General features: G+C 37.0%; 16 protein-coding genes. 4 read left to right on the top strand and 12 right to left on the bottom strand.

Annotated features, from left to right (window positions below):
* Nucleotides 1-62: 62 nt before the first annotated feature.
* Nucleotides 63-482, bottom strand: coding sequence for a DUF6146 family protein (locus JO178_RS11140; protein WP_291935390.1), 420 nt, complete (start codon nt 480-482; stop codon nt 63-65).
* 45 nt (nt 483-527) lie between these two features.
* A complete protein-coding gene (locus tag JO178_RS11135; protein WP_291935389.1) occupies nt 528-1,718 on the bottom strand; it encodes an endonuclease in 1,191 nt (396 codons plus the stop codon).
* Nucleotides 1,719-1,970: 252 nt separating this feature from the next.
* On the opposite strand from JO178_RS11135, the gene JO178_RS11130 reads away from it, so the two are divergent.
* Complete coding sequence (locus JO178_RS11130; RefSeq protein WP_291935387.1) at nt 1,971-4,850, top strand: carboxypeptidase-like regulatory domain-containing protein; 2,880 nt, start codon at nt 1,971-1,973, stop codon at nt 4,848-4,850.
* Nucleotides 4,851-4,873: 23 nt separating this feature from the next.
* A complete protein-coding gene (locus tag JO178_RS11125; protein WP_291935385.1) occupies nt 4,874-6,301 on the top strand; it encodes a DUF5689 domain-containing protein in 1,428 nt (475 codons plus the stop codon).
* 81 nt (nt 6,302-6,382) lie between these two features.
* Here the strand turns inward: JO178_RS11125 and JO178_RS11120 are convergent, their stop codons facing one another.
* From JO178_RS11120 to JO178_RS11095, 6 genes are all read right to left on the bottom strand, one after another.
* Nucleotides 6,383-6,952 carry an inclusion body family protein gene (locus tag JO178_RS11120; protein WP_291935383.1) on the bottom strand — a complete coding sequence of 190 codons (570 nt, stop codon included), beginning with the start codon at nt 6,950-6,952 and terminating at the stop codon, nt 6,383-6,385.
* Nucleotides 6,953-7,215: 263 nt separating this feature from the next.
* The gene (locus tag JO178_RS11115) at nt 7,216-7,686 is read right to left on the bottom strand and encodes a DUF6702 family protein (protein WP_291935381.1); all 471 of its coding nucleotides are present in this window, start codon (nt 7,684-7,686) and stop codon (nt 7,216-7,218) included.
* Nucleotides 7,687-7,744: 58 nt separating this feature from the next.
* Nucleotides 7,745-8,497 (bottom strand): TIGR00730 family Rossman fold protein, encoded by a 753-nt coding sequence (locus tag JO178_RS11110; RefSeq protein ID WP_291935378.1) that lies wholly within the window; start codon nt 8,495-8,497, stop codon nt 7,745-7,747.
* Nucleotides 8,498-8,505: 8 nt separating this feature from the next.
* Nucleotides 8,506-9,219: a nucleotidyltransferase family protein gene (locus JO178_RS11105; RefSeq protein ID WP_291935376.1), complete on the bottom strand. Its 714-nt coding sequence runs from the start codon at nt 9,217-9,219 to the stop codon at nt 8,506-8,508.
* Nucleotides 9,220-9,263: 44 nt separating this feature from the next.
* A complete protein-coding gene (locus JO178_RS11100) occupies nt 9,264-9,680 on the bottom strand; it encodes an RNase adapter RapZ (RefSeq protein WP_291935373.1) in 417 nt (138 codons plus the stop codon).
* Between the two features lie 135 nt (nt 9,681-9,815).
* Entirely contained in the window at nt 9,816-10,832 is a 1,017-nt protein-coding gene (locus tag JO178_RS11095) for a phosphotransferase (protein WP_291935371.1), read from the bottom strand.
* A gap of 221 nt (nt 10,833-11,053) precedes the next feature.
* Between JO178_RS11095 and xrtF the strand changes: the two genes are divergently transcribed.
* Both xrtF and JO178_RS11085 read left to right on the top strand, forming a co-directional pair.
* Nucleotides 11,054-11,584: an exosortase family protein XrtF gene (gene xrtF, locus JO178_RS11090; RefSeq protein ID WP_291935370.1), complete on the top strand. Its 531-nt coding sequence runs from the start codon at nt 11,054-11,056 to the stop codon at nt 11,582-11,584.
* Nucleotides 11,571-12,014, top strand: a complete 444-nt coding sequence (locus tag JO178_RS11085) for an exosortase F system-associated protein (RefSeq protein WP_291935368.1) — start codon at nt 11,571-11,573, stop codon at nt 12,012-12,014. The genes xrtF and JO178_RS11085 overlap by 14 nt, the downstream gene beginning before the upstream one ends.
* Before the next feature lie 29 nt (nt 12,015-12,043).
* Here JO178_RS11085 and JO178_RS11080 read toward each other — a convergent pair whose 3' ends face one another.
* The 4 genes from JO178_RS11080 to JO178_RS11065 all read right to left on the bottom strand — a co-directional run.
* On the bottom strand, nt 12,044-13,042 hold the full coding sequence (locus JO178_RS11080; protein ID WP_291935366.1) for a cation diffusion facilitator family transporter: 999 nt from the start codon (nt 13,040-13,042) through the stop codon (nt 12,044-12,046).
* Between the two features lie 57 nt (nt 13,043-13,099).
* Nucleotides 13,100-14,092 (bottom strand): aspartate-semialdehyde dehydrogenase, encoded by a 993-nt coding sequence (locus JO178_RS11075; protein WP_291935364.1) that lies wholly within the window; start codon nt 14,090-14,092, stop codon nt 13,100-13,102.
* Between the two features lie 66 nt (nt 14,093-14,158).
* Nucleotides 14,159-14,590, bottom strand: coding sequence for a hypothetical protein (locus JO178_RS11070; protein ID WP_291935362.1), 432 nt, complete (start codon nt 14,588-14,590; stop codon nt 14,159-14,161).
* Nucleotides 14,591-14,674: 84 nt separating this feature from the next.
* The coding region (locus JO178_RS11065) for a TonB-dependent receptor (RefSeq protein ID WP_291935360.1) at nt 14,675-16,436 on the bottom strand (1,762 nt) is incomplete at its 5' end.

The raw sequence follows: 16,436 nt of genomic DNA, 5'->3' as shown, positions 1-16,436 counted from the left end.
TATTATAAAAAATAAAAAGGTTCAGAGACTTTCTGAACCTTTTTATTTGGAGTGAAATATGATTATCTCACAGCATCACTTCCTGATAATCCCTGCATTTTTAATCCGTATTTCCACTTTACATAAGCGAAAACCTGATAAAGTTTGTATTCGAATTTAATCCCGTAATTTTCCCGGGGGTCATAGTCTATGCCTGATTCTATGATGTTTCTGTATTTTCCGGAATTGTAATAGCTGTTCCATTCATTGACCAGAAATGTATTTTTGTTTTTCAGGTAAGATTCGGAATATTGACTGATGGGTTTGGCGATGGCATTTAAAAAGTAGTCAAACTGGGTGTCTATTACGGTAAGATCCCATTCTCCGTCTTCATTTTTTGAAGGTTTCATTTCTGACTTATCTTTTTCGCTTTTAGGATGGTTCTGTGCAGTACAGCTAAAAGGAAGAAAGACGATGAATAATAAGAAGAGTATATTTTTCATACCTATAAATTTACATAAAAAAAGCACCCGGATGAGTGCTTTTTTTTAAGGTTCTTTCTGAAGAACAACGAATGCGGGGAAGTGGTCGCTATAACCACCCGTAAACTGATCGCCATTCCAGGATCTGAAAGGATAGCCTTTATAATTTCCTTCTTTATTTACCAGATAAGCCGGAGCAAAAATTTCGGTTTTATAAATAGAGTATTCCTTGGTTGCCTGATCAGAAATTAAGTTTTTAGAAACAATAATCTGATCAAAAAGGTTAGGGGCGTCCTGATATGCCAAAGATGCCACTCCTTTTTTGTATAAAGGGTACATCAGGTTTAAGTAAGGGGTTGTTTCGCTTAAATCTTTTGGACTGGCCTGAGCTTTCAGGTAGTTCTTTAAACTTGAGCTCACCGGATCATCGTTAAAGTCACCCATTGCAAAAAGTTTTGTCGATGGATCTGCAGCTCTTACACTGTCCATTTGTTGTTTCAATAAAGCAGCGGCAGCATTTCTTTTCGGTAAGGAAATCGCTTCACCTCCTCTTCTTGAAGGCCAGTGGTTCATGAAAAATGCAACTTTTTCATTATCTAAGAACCCGGTTACAACCAGAATGTCTCTCGTATATTCTCTTTTTCCGTCATCACCGAAAATCTTCAGCTCTTTTTTCAATGAATTGCTGGGTGTAAATCTTCTTTTCTGATAGATCAGGGCAACATCAATTCCTCTGTAGTCATAAGAGTTGTAATGGATAATCCCGTAATTATACTTTTTTAAAGCAGGTTCGTTGATCAGATCTTCGATAACCTGTCTGTTTTCAACTTCAATTAAGCCTACCACAGCAGGCGCTGTGTTCGTATACTGTGCCCCAAGTTCAGAGATTACTTTAGCTTCGTTGGCCAGTTTTGCCTTGTAAATTTTAGAACCATAATTTTTAGCACTTTTAGGAGTGAATTCTTCAGAACCACTTTGATATCTGACTACTTTTTTCCCCTTTAAAGCACTGTCACTCCACGGCCCGTCATATTTTTCAGCCTCTAAAAATTTAATAGAGTCATAGGGAATACTTCTGTGGAATGCCGGGTTTCTGATGTCTTTAGTCCCGTCGATATAATCTGCTGAACGAATGGTGTCCCAAAGGTTTTCTACATTTAAAAATCCTACGGTGGCTACTTTTTTCAGTTTTCCTTGTTGTTGTGAGAATGCCATGATTGAAAAAATGATGGCAAACAGACTCGAAAATCTCTTCATTCTCTTAGAGTTATTATTAATATTGTTTAATCTGCAAATGTACTTCTTTTTACATCTACTGTATTTTAAATAATTGTAAATTTAAAATGTAGGTATCTGTATTTTTTTATATAATCATTCTTAAAAGTTTGCAATGTTAAGAAAAAATAATGTTAAAAAAGTGGTAAATTATAAATTTTGATTAAATTTGTGCCCCCAACTTTTAAACTGTTGATAATTAACAAGAAAAGTATTTAAAAATATAATATACTCATGATTAAAAAACTATCATTAATCTCTTTATTTACCTTGCTGCCTGCTTCATATTATTTTGCGCAGACCACAGTGTTTGCGTATCTTAAGGATGCGGACGGGAAGCCTGTAGAACAGGCAAGTGTAGATTTAAAAGGAGCAGGAAATGATGTAACGGCAGACAAAATCGGATATTTCCAATTTGTTGATTTGATGCCGGGACACTATCAGATTATGGTTACAAAATCAAACTTCGAAACAAAACTTCTTGAGTTTGATGTAATCAGTGATGAGAAAAAGAAGGATCTGGGAGTAATTACTCTTTACTCTACACTTTCAAGTGCAGACCAAGGTTTGGCTATTATTGAAAACTCTGCAGACAGTGACAGTGGCGGCGGACAACAAACGGCAACGGTAGGATTGCTTCAATCTTCTCAGGATGTGTTCAACAGAACTGCAAGTTTTGAATTGGGAACATACTGGTTCCGTCCAAGAGGGATCGACAGCAGAACCGGAGAGAATATAATGAATGGTGCTTCTATGGCCGCAGCGGATAACGGAGATGTGGATTTCAGTACCTGGGGAGGTTTGAACGAAATCGTTCGTTACCCGGAAATTGCTGCCAATCACGCTCCTTCGGAATATGCTTTCGGTGGAGCCAGCGGAGTATTTTATAAAAATACAAAAGCCAGCGAATACAGAAAAGGAAGTCAGTTAACATACTCTCTTACCAACAGAAATTATAATAACAGATTATCCTACAGATTCTCTTCCGGAATGAATAAAAACGGATGGGCATTTACAGGAATGCTTGCAAGAAGATGGGCTCAGGAAGGTAGAATGGAGGGAACTTTCTATGATGCATACAGCGGATATCTGGGAATTGAAAAGAAATTCAGTGACAGCCACAGTATGACATTCAATGCTATAGGCTCGAAATTTACAAGAAGTTCTTCAAGTCCGAATACTCAGGAAGTATACAACTACAGAGGAATTTATTATAACTCCTATTGGGGCTGGCAAGGCGGAGAAAAGAGAAATGAGAGAGTGAAAAGAGGTTTCCAGCCCATGCTTCAGTTACAGGATTTCTGGAAAATTAATAAAAATTCTCAGCTATGGACTTCAGTTTCTTATCAGTTCGGTAAGGATTACAGTTCAAGACTGGACTGGTACAAGGCGAATAACCCTTCGCCAACGTATTACCGTAATTTACCAAGTTATTGGCTGAATTATAAAAACCCGGCTCCTGAACAGGCTGCTAACATCGGAATTACAAGAGACTGGTGGACTAATGACGATGAGTCTCATACACAGATCAACTGGGATAATCTTTACAATCAGAACAGAAACGGGGATCTTTACATGGCACAGTTCGGAGGAAGAAGAGCTGCTTATTTCCTTGTTGATGACGTAAAAGATGACAAAATCTTAAATGTATCCACACATTATACCTATAACTTCAACGATACTTCTCGTTTTATCTTAAACGTCTCTTATCAGAACTATAAATCTGAACAGTACAGAGAAGTAAACGACTTATTAGGAGCTGATTTTGCACTGAATTTGGATGCGTTTGCCTTTAATACAAATGGTGGCAGTGTCTGGGGGAAATACAACGTAAGAGAAGATGATGCTTCTGTTGCCAAGAGAAAAGGCGATAAAATCGGGTATGATTATATTTTCAGAAGACAGGAAGTAAAAGTAAACCCTGCATTTAAATTTTCAACCGGGAAGTTTGATGTTTTTGTTTCCGGATTATTCGGATATACGACCAACAGCAGAGAAGGTTTATTCCAGCATTATCTGTACCCGTCATCTTACGGAAAAGGAGAGGATAAGAACTTCTGGAACGTTGGGGTTAAAGGTCAGATTACCTATAAAATCAATGGTAGAAATTTCTTAGTATATAACGGGGCTTATTTCTCACAATCTCCATTCCTGAACGATATCTACTTCAATACAAGAGTGAGTGGGGTTACTACACCGGGTATCAAGAATGTTGTTGTGGATGCTAATGATTTGAGCTACGTAGTTTCTACTCCGATTATTAAACTTAGATTAACGGGATATCTTGTTAATACCCAAAACGAAACCAGTGTTCAGAGATACTTTGCACAAGGTGTTAAGCTGACAACATTAACGGAAAGCGGAGATCAGGCGCCTGTTCAGGATGGTGCTTTCATTACACAGGTTCTTGCCGGTGCCAATAAGAGAAATATGGGTATTGAACTTGGTGCGCAGGTAAAACTTACTCCTACGTTGACTGCAAACGGATTATTAAGTTTAGGACAATATACTTATACAAACAATCCTACCGTTTATTTTGCATCTGATGCTGTAGGGACTTTCAGAGAACTTGACAACAGCGGAAATATTGTATCGAGATCCTATACCAACATGGGTGAAGCTACTCTGAAAAACTACAGACAGGGAGGAACTCCTCAGGAAGCTTATACCTTAGGTCTTAGATACAACAATCCTAAGTACTGGTGGGTAGGGGCAAGCTGGAACTATTTCGGACATTCATTCCTGGATCCGTCTCCGGTAACAAGAACTGATAGATTCTATACCAATCCAAATACACCAGGAGTACCTTACGATAATGTAAATGCTGATGAGCTGGCAAGAGTCCTTACTCCTACAAAACTGCCTTCTGCATTTTTCTTTAATATCAACGCAGGTAAATCGTGGATGATAGGCAAATATTATGTATTGATATCTGCCTCTGTAAATAATCTTCTCGATAACAAAAATTATATCACCGGAGGATTTGAACAGACCAGAAACGTGAACTATACTGACTATGCAAATGATTATGATAGCGGAAATATGGTATTTGCTCCTAAATACTGGTATTCCCAGGGTAGATCTTACTACATTAATCTTCAATTCAGATTCTAATAAAAAATTAAAAATCGAAAACAATGAAAAACATATATTTTAAAGCGGCTATTTTTAGTGCCATTTCAATGTTAACATTATCATCTTGTGTGAAATCAGATGACTATGATGTTCCGGAAATTAAATGCACCAATAGGTTTGCAGCTGCAAATCACCAACTGGCAGATCTTACTGCAATTGCAAAACCAAAACCTACAGATGCTGATATCATTAAGGACGATTATATCGTTGAAGCTTATGTCTCTTCAAACGATGAATCAGGAAACATCTATAAAATGATGACGCTTCAGGATAAACCCGAGAACCCGACTATTGGTATTGAAGTGGATATCGACGGAGGAAACCAGTATCTGGATTATCCAACGGGAGCTTTGGTTAGAATTAACTTAAAAGGACTTATTGTTCAGGCTTCTAACGGGAATATCAAAGTAGGTTCTTACGATCCTAGCTACTCTGTAGGAAGAATTAACCCTAATAAATTATCTAATTATTTTGCAAGAGTGTGTGACGGGCAGAAGCCGGTTGTAGCGGTAATGAAACCATTGGAGTTTAACTCTATCGCGGATGCTCTTAAAAACGGAGCTCACATCAACCAGCTTGTAAAAATTAAAAATGTTCAGTTTGAAGATGCAGAGCTTACTAAAAACTTTGCTGATGATTCAGGAACAGGAGACCGTTATATTACTGACAAAAAAGCGGCAAGATTAGATCTTCGTTTCAGTAACTATGCAACATTTGCTAAGACTCCGATTTCTCCTAACTATGCAAAAAGCGGTGATATCGTTCTTCTTTTAAGCCGTTACACGAGTCCAAGTAACCCTACTGCAACAACATTTACTGAGCAGGCTTACATCAGATACCTTGCCGATATTAATTTTACAGCTGCAAGATTTACACCGGGAGCACCTGACAACCCGTCTGCTTCAGCGGTTAACTTATTTAACGGTTCTGATTTCGAAAACTGGGCTACTTTCTTGTCAAGTGTAAACAGCTTCGGACTGAAACCTTACGCCACACAAGGTATCGGTTTAGGATACGGAGGTACAAACTCTCTTCAGATTAAAGGAACCCCTAGTGGAAATGATTATGTATTTACATCCGCGGCAGCTTCGGGATTACCTGCTGCGCCTAAGAGAATTACTATGTATATCAAAGGTACTGCAACAGGAAAATCACTTTCTTTTAATGTATATAAGACGACAGGAAGTACGCCTGCTTTCTATACCTTCAACCTTGGAACATTCAGTACAGGAGCGATCTTAGATGCGGATTCAGGGAATGCGAACTCTTATACCGGATCTATCAATACCAACGGACAATGGAAACTGATCGAGATTAACCTGGTAGGTTTAGGAGATCTTAACCTTGCCGCAGGAAAAGACATGTTTGCGATTAAAACAGGTAGTGGAGGAAATTATGATCTTCAGATTGACAATATCAAGATCGAGTAATACGCTTTTGTTATTATAAGATATAAACAATAATCCGCCTCACATGAGGCGGATTATTTTTATTATGTGGCAGAGACGTTTTTATACAACGGTAATTGTTGGATCCCAACAGCAGTAGCTGTATAAGGTTTGTTTGTCTCCTGAAGATAGAGTATATAGAGCAAAATGAATATAATAGCTGCCTGTTCCGGTATCTTTTACCTCTACATCCAGACTTGAAAAAGTAATGCTTTTCGATAAAGGAGGAACCCCATGCTGGGTTGTATTATCCGCCGCTACAGCCTGTTTCCTGTCCACAGACATACAGTATAGCGGATTCCCGCCAAATACATCCGGCGCTTTCAGGAGGGTAACATTATGGACTATAACGGCAGCATCGGAATTCTGATAAAGTGATGTTCCTCTAAAGCGTATGATGTCTCCGTTTTTAGCTCTGAAATGTAAGTCTCCCGTTGCCTGACCGCTTATAGCATTGGTACTGGGAACGATCATATACTTATTAAGGTGGTCTAAAGGTACAGGGGTATTGATATCAGTACTTGGAGTATAAGGTGAGTTTTTTATATAGTCTATTACATAATCTGTATCAATAACGATCATAACGTCGATAAGCTGATTGGTGGCACTTAGTTGTTCTGTGTGGGTGTCCATATGATTTTGTTTTTTAATGATTGCTTCCTACTCGTTTGGCTTTTCAGATTTCGCCCCGTTTTTTACGTGATTTCGGCTTCAGCGTTGTAATTACAGGACAAAATTATAAGATTAAAAACGGCTGTGGTAGCGTATAAATGCTGATTTTGAATAAGTGTTTTTACGGATTTGTCTCTTTGCTGTGATTTTATGAGTGGGCAAAAAAATACCCTGAAAGCTGAACTTTCAGGGTACCCATTTATAATGGTTAAATCTAATTTTTTTTAAAAAGAAACCTCATTCACTTCTTTTCCTCTCTGGAAATTCATTGTTTTCTGGCTGCCTTTATAAGCAATATTGACCAGATTGATCTGTTTAGGAAAAGCACTTAAAAGGATTGTATTTTTTATCTTCAAGGTATTGATATCCGAAACCCCTCCGGTTTCGAAATACACCCATACAGTTTCTCCGCTGACCTGGCTTCCGGTGAAAGTTATTGTTTTGGGAGCACCATTGACAAATACATCAAAATTATTGTTCACATATTTTTTTACTTCAGCTTCAAATCCTGCCGTATTAGGGTTGATTTTAATCGCATCAGAGATATGGCTTGTATTCATTTTTGTGGTAAACTTCAATGTCTTGCTTCCATCAATATAATCCACTTTGGTCATTGAAGAGAAAAAGTCTGCATACATAAAACTCATTAACACAAAAAATGTTAAAATTCCTGATATATATAAAAGTTTTTTCATCTTGATTAATAGATTTACAATCATACTTGCTAGTTATAGGTCACAAATAATATGCCAATTAAAAATTTACATTCACAGAAAATTTATCATAAAAAGCTTTAATATGTGCTACTGCCTCATCAGCAGTATCTACCACACGATAAAGATCGAGATCATTTTCGGCAATCATTCCGTCTTTTAACAAAGTTGCCTTGAACCAGTCCAGTAATCCGCTCCAAAATTCGGTACCTACCAAAACAATCGGAAATTTTCCGATTTTATTCGTCTGAATCAGGGTCATTGCTTCAGTAAGCTCATCCAGTGTTCCAAATCCTCCGGGCATGACTACGAATCCCTGAGAATATTTTACAAACATTACTTTTCTTACAAAGAAGTAATCGAAATTCATGGAATAAGATTTATTGATATAAGGGTTGAAGTGCTGTTCAAAAGGAAGATCAATATTGAGTCCGATGGACTTTCCTTTTGCGTTAAAAGCTCCTTTATTTCCTGCTTCCATAATTCCCGGACCTCCTCCGGTAATAATTCCGAAACCTAATTTGGTGATTTTTTCGGCAATTTCCACTGCCATTTGATAATATGGGTTTTCCGGTTTCAGTCGTGCAGAACCAAAAATAGAAACGCATGGTCCGATTTTAGCCAGTTTTTCATAGCCATCTACAAATTCAGCCATGATTTTGAATACCATCCAGCTGTCTTTGGTGATGGTTTCGTCCCAGGTTTTTTGTCTGAAACTGTTATGTAGTTTTGTTTCATTAATGTCAAGCTCCGGATTTACCAAACTTTCATCTCTAATTCCATCAATTTCCATTTGCAAAATTATTTAAAATATTTTTCGGCTTCTGTTACAGATTCCGGTCTTCCGACATCTATAAGAATACTGTCATGCAAAAAGCCATGGATATGCTCGGTTTGCATCAGGTCCAGATATTCTTCCATAACAGAAAATTTGCCTGTTCTTTTTATTTTTTCAAAGATGACAGGGTTGATGCAGTGAACACCGCTGAAAGCAAAAGCTTTGAATCCCTTATTGAATTCAGCCAGTCGCTGTTCTCCGGTCTGCACATTCATCCAACCTCTTAAAACCATCTCATCATTGAAAAGGAGTTTTCTCGAACTTTCACGATCCGAAACTGCTAAAGTAGCAAAATCTTTTATCTTTTTATGATATTCTACCAAAGCATTGATGTTTATGTCTGTTAAAATATCAGCATTCATGATTAAAAAGTCTTCTCCATGATCAAGGAATTTTCTAGCAAAAACCAAGCCGCCGCCGGTTTCCAGTAGTTCGTTGGTTTCATCAGAGATTTCAATGGTACATCCGAAATTGTGATTTTTCTTTAAAAAATCAACAATCTGATCTCCGAAATGATGAACGTTAATTACAAAATCTTTGATTCCAAAGCTTTTCAGATAATTAATATTTCTTTCCAGAAGAGGAATGTCATTTACTTTTGCCAGAGCTTTTGGATGACGGTCAGTAAAGGGTTTAAGTCTTGTTCCTTTTCCTGCTGCAAAAATGAGAGCCTTCATAATTATAAGTAATGTAGGGGATATAAAATATTACTGACGGTTCATTAGCTATTGCTAATGTTTAGTTGTGGCTGTTCGTCATGATGAATGGCCACTTTGGTACCTTCAGGGTATTTTTCTTTAATAAATTCTGCAATTTTTATCGCGGAATATACAGATCTGTGTTGTCCTCCTGTACATCCGAAATTAATCTGCAGATGGTCAAATCCTCTTGCCAGATAATCATCAATATTAATAGAAATAATTGATTTTACCAGTTCTAAGAATTTAGGCATTTCAGTCTTTGTTTCAAGATATTCCTGAACGCCGATGTCATTTCCGGTCTGGCTTTTATATTCTTCAATTCTTCCCGGATTCAGGATTCCTCTGCAGTCGAAAGCGAAGCCGCCGCCGTTTCCGGAATGATCTTTAGGAATTCCTCCTTTTTTATATGAAAAACTGTGGATGTCGATGTGTAGCATTTTTTTTATTTTTAAACCAGTAAGGTATTTTAAGTTTTTAAGGTAAGATTTTGATAAATCAAAATTGAGTCGCGAGTTTCTCTCAAATATTCATTGATGAAAGACTTTAAGGGCTTTCTGACATTATAAGTCTTTTTAGTGTAAAATTTCTTCAATTTTAGATTGTGTCTTTTCAGAAATTAATTGGTGAATGACCTTGCTGAGTTCAGGATAATTGTTCATTTGCTCCCATGAAACAGCAAACTGACTGATATTTCTGATTCCGATTGTCAGACTGGCCATAAAATGTTGTTTTCTCTGGATAAGTCCCCTGAATCCATAAGCTCCCAAAACCTGTAGAAACCGCATCATCTGAATGGGTTGTATTGAATTTTGTAGCTGAATTCTTACGGTCGGATTTTCAAACTGCTGGATATAATAGGCTAGCATTTCATTTTTAAAATCTTCAGGAAAATCGGCTTTGGCCTGAAAGAGAAACGAGATAACATCATACATCAGCGGACCTTTCATGGCAGACTGATAATCAATAAATGAAACTTCATTCTTCTCATTTACCATAATGTTCCTTGCCTGAAAATCACGGATCATAATTCCCTGAGGTCCCAGACTTTCAATAAGAACGGCAATCTGTTTAAATTCTTTCAGAAGGGTTGATTTATTGTATTCCAGTTCCAGTACATCTGCCACAAAATTTTTAAAATAATAAAGGTCATGAATGACCGGCAGTTCATCATAACTTTCATATTCAAAGGTTTTTGTAAAATCAATTTTACCCTCAGTACGTGTCTGAAGTCTGAATAGTTTTTCCAGAGTTTGTCTCACCAAAAGCTGTACATGGGGTGAGAGGTGTTCTTTAGCAATGACTTCCGAAAGCGTGTGAGCCCCCAAAAACTCCTGTACATATATTTTTCTGTCTTCTGAAACCGCTAAAATATGAGGTGTGTTAAGATTGAGTTCAGAGAAAATATCAGAATAATAAAGAAAACTTTCATTTTCCGGGATATTCTCATTGTACGTGATGATGTATTTTCCGGTCTCGGTAGCCGCCAGAAAATTTACCCTCGCAGAACCACTTTGGGCTAATGTGACAAATTCGGTAGATTTTTGATCACAATGGTTCTCAAAAAATCGCTTTGCGTGTTCAGAAGTCATAATATGAAAACAAATATACTAATTTAACACGAGTTGGAAATAAGGGAATTACAGAGGGAAAAGATAACGGAAATCAGGGCCTGAGATTGCATGAAAAGGCTGAATTACATTTTTGTTTTTACAGAAATAGCAGAGAGGATTTTTTCAGGATTTATCTTAAAAATTAACTTTTTAGATTAGAACTCAGGTTATTACCGTCTAATTTTTATCTTTGTAGTATTATGTTAAAGGATTTTAAGCCGGTTTTAGGAATTTTACTGCGATTCATCATCATCTATCTGGTGTTGCTTTTCGCCTACCAGTTTTATCTGAATCATAGTAAAGATACCGGTCTGGATTCTTTTTCAAGACTTATTGCCCGGCAGGTATGTCTGATTCAAAATGGTCTTCATTATCCCACAGAGCTTTATGATGATGCAAAAAATGAACAGGTTTGGTTCTATGTAAAGGAGCAGTATACCACCAGAATGGTGGAAGGCTGTAATGCCATTTCTGTTGCCATTTTATTTGTGTCTTTTGTTTTTGCTTTTTATAAAGGAGTCCAAACATTTATCTTTGTTGGGGTAGGGCTGGTCACACTTTATATCATGAATCTTCTTAGAATAGTAGGGCTGAATCTCGTGATGGCAGAGCATAAGGAGTATGGGATAATGTTTCATGATTTTATTTTTCCGGCAGTAATCTATGGAAGTGTGGTCCTCCTTTGGCTGATCTGGATTAAATTCTTTGCATTAAAAAATGAAAAATCTTAACTGGGTTTTAATTATAGCCGGGCTTTGCGGGCTCATAGGAGTAAGAGTATTTGAGGATAAAATCTTCTATGATCCTTTCCTGAAGTACTTCCATGAAGCAAATAAAAATATTGAATTTCCGGCATTTGAATGGGGGAAACTGATCCTTGGGCATCTGTTCAGATTCCTTTTAAATCTTTTGTTTTCGTGCCTGATTATTCAGGGGCTCTTTAAAAACAGAGAATGGACGGTTCAGGGTGCGGTTTTGATCAGTATTGTTTTTGCTATTACATTTCCCGCTTATTTATACTGTATTCATGACCGGTTTGAAATTGGGTACCTTTTGTCTTTTTATACGAGAAGATTCGTTATCCAGCCTTTAATTCTACTGCTGGTTGTCCCTATGTTTTATTATAGAAAGCAGATGACGGATAGGGCGGGCAATATATGAGAGATTAATATTGTTTTTTTGCTCTCTTGTTATTCAGCAGTATGTTTATCTACACGGGTTACATTCTCGGCAGTCCATTCTACCCGTTTGATAAAATCTTTTTCCCGGACAGGGCAGTTTTGAATCTGGCATACGCAACATGAGATGGGCTTGCAGTCGTCCATATGAAAGTTAAACTCAATATTTCTTTTAATGTTTTTGGCTAAAAGCAGAATTACTTTTTCCATTTCATTGTGGGCATCGCGAAGGCTATAGTACCAGGGAAGAGTGATATGAGCATCAATATGAAGATTGGCTCCGAATTGCTGGATTTTCATATTGTGTACATCAATCCACTCCGTTCTTCTGTTTTCTTCAAGGATTTTAATAATCTGATGTAAAATTTCAGGGTCCTGCTCATCCATTATCCCGCTTAGAGATTTACGGACAATTTTATAACCCACAATGATAATATAAACTCCGAAAATTAATGCGACCACAGAGTCCAGCCAGTAAATTTTTGTAAAATAAACAATGACTAAGCTGGCTACAACTCCAAGTGTTGTAATCGTGTCAGACTGCAGGTGCTTTCCGGACGAAATAAGGACCAGAGAGTTTTCTTTTTCGCCTTTCTTTATGGAGATATATCCAAGAAGATAATTGATGACTGCTGTAGCTGCAATGATCCATATTCCCAGATCAATTTTACTTAATGTTTTCCCGACAATCAAACTGTGAATTCCTTCATAAATAATCATAATTCCCGCAATCGCAATCAGGGCACCTTCAATTCCGGAAGTGACAAACTCTACTTTTCCATGGCCATACGGATGGTCTTCATCCTTTGGTTTGGCAGCGAGGTGAAGTGAATAAAGCCCCATAAATGCACTGATCACATTCACGATACTTTCCATGGCATCGGAAAATACAGCATCGGAATTGGTAAGCTTCCAGGCAATGATTTTTCCGATAAAAAGGATGACTCCAAAGGTAGCGATGAGCTTCTGGAATCCTATTTTTTCTTGATGTGTGTTTTTCTGGGTATTCATAATGAGTTTGATAAAAAAAAGAATCTCAATTCTGAGACTCTTTTTTATTTTGTTAGTTTATACTAAGTTATTTGCTACAAGGTATTCTGCGATCTGTACTGCGTTGGTTGCCGCTCCTTTCCTTAGGTTATCTGCCACAATCCAGAGGTTAAGCGTTTTCGGCTGCGAGAGATCCCGTCTTATTCTTCCGACGAATACTTCATCTTTTCCTTCCGAGTAGAGGGGCATCGGGTAGTGGTTGTTTTTCACGTCATCCATTACTACAACTCCCGGAGTTTCAGCTAAGATTTTTCTTACTTCATCCAGCTCAAATTCATTTTCGAATTCAATATTTACACTTTCAGAGTGACCTCCCTGAACAGGAACTCTTACGGCAGTTGCCGTTAAATTGAATGTATCGTCGCCCAGAATTTTCTTAGGCTCTTTCATCAGTTTTATTTCTTCTTTCGTATAATCATCTTCAGCAAATACATCACAATGAGGCAATGCATTTTTGAAGATCTGATAAGGATATACTTTGGCAGTAGAATCATCACCACTGATTTCTCCATTGAGCTGATCAACTGCTGCTTTACCTGTTCCTGTTACAGACTGATACGTAGAAACAATTACTCTTTTTAAATCATATTTTTTGTTCAGAGGTCCTAAAACCATGACCAACTGAATGGTAGAACAGTTCGGATTTGCAATGATTTTATCCTCTTTCGTTAAAACATCAGCATTGATTTCAGGAACCACTAATTTTTTATCAGGATCCATTCTCCATGCTGAAGAATTGTCGATTACGGTTACTCCCGCTTCTGCAAATAATGGAGCAAATTCAAGAGAAGTAGAACCTCCGGCAGAGAAGATTGCAATATCCGGTTTGGCAGCTATAGCGTCCTTCATGCTTACAATCGTAAATTCCTTCTGTTTATACTTCACCTTCTTGCCTACAGATTTTTCGGATGCTACCGGAATTAATTCTGTTACAGGGAAGTTTCTCTCCTCCAAAACTTTAAGCATAACTTGTCCAACCATTCCTGTTGAACCTACTACAGCTACTTTCATTGATTTAATTAAAAATTTAAGATTAAACTATTTATAAATTATAACGCATATAATTTCTTTGATCTTTTAAGCCCCGAAGACTCTCATCCAAGGGAATGCAAATGCAAATAAACCTACTGCAATTAATCCCATAATAACAACTCCTAAAGAAATAGTATCGTTGGATTTTACTTTCTTGTTAACGATTGTCATTAATACGGCTGCAATAAGCATTGAAAATGGATGTTCAACATACTGGAATCTTAAGGCTGCATTTTTCATTACTTCTCCCATATTTAAACCTCTTGTAAAAGTAGTGATCAGCATAATGATCCCTATCAAAAACTGAACGTGGAAGAAAATCATTGTAAAAAGAGTCGTCTTTTTCAAAAATTTATTCACTTTTCCACTGAAACCGAACATGGTTGCTAAAAGTGCAATGATAAATAATGCCACCAAAAGAAGCTCTAGGTATCCAAATCCTTTGTGAGCATGAAGCAAAATGTTGTAAAAATCCATAATCCTATTTTTTTGTACACAAAGATAACAAAAATCCCGGCTCAAAGCCGGGATTGATATTGAGAAAATCTAATATTGTGATAATTAGAAGTTGAATGATAATGTTGCTGCCCAAGTTCTTCCGAATCCAAAATATACACGGTTTGCATTAGAAATACCTTTATACATATAACCTAACTGCTCATAAGTTTGGTTTTGAGTATTTAAAGTTTTGCCGTCAGCTAAATATTTTGGAACATCGCTTGCAAATGTATTGGTAGCACCATCCTGAATATAAGTTGTATCAAATAAGTTATAAATGTTCGCTCCAACTGTAAAGTATTGAGAACCGTCCTTTAATCTTATTTTATATGATATTCCTATATCCGTCAGGTTGTAGTTGGGTAACTTCAATGTTCCTCTTTCTTGATTTGCAATATTTGAGAATGTTGCAATATCAATAGAAGAATAAAGTTTACCAACATATCTCCAAACTCCATAAATGCTTAAATCTTTAACGGGTTTAATAGTTGCTCCCAATGAAGCTGTCATTTGAGGAATACTGTTACTGCTTGATCCGCCTACTTTTACTTTGTCAATATAAAGTGTGGTAACGTTTGAGTTTCCTGCAATAGTTAACGGTTGATTGTTTCCATCAAATGTCGTTCCTGTGGCATTTCCATTGTAGTAGTAGTCTCCCCAAGAGAACATTCCATTAAGCTCCAGGAAATTAGTGGCTTTATATGTTGCGTCAACTTCTACTCCCTGGTGAATTTCTGTAATACCGTTCATCTCGGCATAAGCATCCGTTACATCTGGAACTTGGATGCCTCTCCTTAATGCTCTATCTCTCCATTCTGTTCTATAGATATTCACATTTGCATTAAGTTTTGCAGATCTATATCCATAGCCGATTTCAGCAGAGAAAATTTTCTCATTAGTTAATTGAGGATTTACAATTTGCTGATTACTTGGATAGACAGTATTCATGAAAGGTTGCTTGCTATAATAACCTATATTACCAAAAACGTTATTGTTTTTATCGATATTATAATTTACTCCCCCTTTAATATTGTAACCAAGTAAATTTTTGAATCCGGTTTTTGTATTTACAGTCTGATTACGTTGTACACTCCCATCTATAATGAAATTGTCAATTCTCTGATATGCTTGATTAGAAACAGATCCCTGTAAGAATGCCGATAGTTTGTCATTAGAATACTCAATTTGTCCAAATCCGCTGTACCAAAGAACCTCACCGTCATTGCTGTATCCCAGTCTGTTTTCCATCGGAACCTGGCTTCCTCCGAAAGGATTCCATGTGAGTTTTTTATAATCATACGTTTGCGTTATGATTTTTGCAGGTATATTTTTGTTATTTGCATCTTTAAATCCGCTTGCTCCATAAAGGTCCGAAGCTATCTGATAGTGGTATCCATAATAATATCTGTCATCTGTTCCAACTGAGAAATTCCAGTTATCATTGATTTTGTGCTGGAAATTGGCTAAAATTCCGTACCAGTTATGAGAATTGATGCTTGATCTTCTGATAAGAGTATTTTGAGGGCTACCGGTGTTTATATTAACCGCAGCATTTTCTTTGAAAATTTGGTCGAAATTATAATATCCCTGCTCGTCTCTATAAATTTGGTTTGTACTGTTCGGGAATGTGGCGTTTATTCCATTCTTTCCATTGATTTTACCAATATCGGCAGTTCCGCCACCTCTACCGTTTGACATATACAGAACGGTACTTAATTTAGATTTCTCATTCATCGTCCAGTCCCAGTTCAACATCATTACCGGCTTAGAGTAATAGTTGGATCTGTTTGCTAATGCTACTTTGTTACCGGAAGCATCTGTATAA

The organism is Chryseobacterium sp. (assembly GCF_019236175.1).
In the GTDB taxonomy this organism is placed as follows: domain Bacteria; phylum Bacteroidota; class Bacteroidia; order Flavobacteriales; family Weeksellaceae; genus Chryseobacterium.
The sequence above is the reverse complement of the archived record's forward strand: the minus strand, read 5'-3'. Positions and strand labels throughout refer to the sequence as shown.

What these genes read in the sequence shown, in the direction of transcription:
- JO178_RS11070 (WP_291935362.1), bottom strand. Translation starts at nt 14,590, where the DNA reads ATGGATTTTTACAACATTTTGCTTCATGCTCACAAAGGATTTGGATAC.
- xrtF (WP_291935370.1), top strand. Translation starts at nt 11,054, where the DNA reads ATGTTAAAGGATTTTAAGCCGGTTTTAGGAATTTTACTGCGATTCATC.
- JO178_RS11135 (WP_291935389.1), bottom strand. Translation starts at nt 1,718, where the DNA reads ATGAAGAGATTTTCGAGTCTGTTTGCCATCATTTTTTCAATCATGGCA.
- JO178_RS11075 (WP_291935364.1), bottom strand. Translation starts at nt 14,092, where the DNA reads ATGAAAGTAGCTGTAGTAGGTTCAACAGGAATGGTTGGACAAGTTATG.
- JO178_RS11080 (WP_291935366.1), bottom strand. Translation starts at nt 13,042, where the DNA reads ATGAATACCCAGAAAAACACACATCAAGAAAAAATAGGATTCCAGAAG.
- JO178_RS11100 (WP_291935373.1), bottom strand. Translation starts at nt 9,680, where the DNA reads ATGCTACACATCGACATCCACAGTTTTTCATATAAAAAAGGAGGAATT.
- JO178_RS11140 (WP_291935390.1), bottom strand. Translation starts at nt 482, where the DNA reads ATGAAAAATATACTCTTCTTATTATTCATCGTCTTTCTTCCTTTTAGC.
- JO178_RS11085 (WP_291935368.1), top strand. Translation starts at nt 11,571, where the DNA reads ATGAAAAATCTTAACTGGGTTTTAATTATAGCCGGGCTTTGCGGGCTC.
- JO178_RS11125 (WP_291935385.1), top strand. Translation starts at nt 4,874, where the DNA reads ATGAAAAACATATATTTTAAAGCGGCTATTTTTAGTGCCATTTCAATG.
- JO178_RS11120 (WP_291935383.1), bottom strand. Translation starts at nt 6,952, where the DNA reads ATGGACACCCACACAGAACAACTAAGTGCCACCAATCAGCTTATCGAC.
- JO178_RS11105 (WP_291935376.1), bottom strand. Translation starts at nt 9,219, where the DNA reads ATGAAGGCTCTCATTTTTGCAGCAGGAAAAGGAACAAGACTTAAACCC.
- JO178_RS11095 (WP_291935371.1), bottom strand. Translation starts at nt 10,832, where the DNA reads ATGACTTCTGAACACGCAAAGCGATTTTTTGAGAACCATTGTGATCAA.
- JO178_RS11115 (WP_291935381.1), bottom strand. Translation starts at nt 7,686, where the DNA reads ATGAAAAAACTTTTATATATATCAGGAATTTTAACATTTTTTGTGTTA.
- JO178_RS11110 (WP_291935378.1), bottom strand. Translation starts at nt 8,497, where the DNA reads ATGGAAATTGATGGAATTAGAGATGAAAGTTTGGTAAATCCGGAGCTT.
- JO178_RS11130 (WP_291935387.1), top strand. Translation starts at nt 1,971, where the DNA reads ATGATTAAAAAACTATCATTAATCTCTTTATTTACCTTGCTGCCTGCT.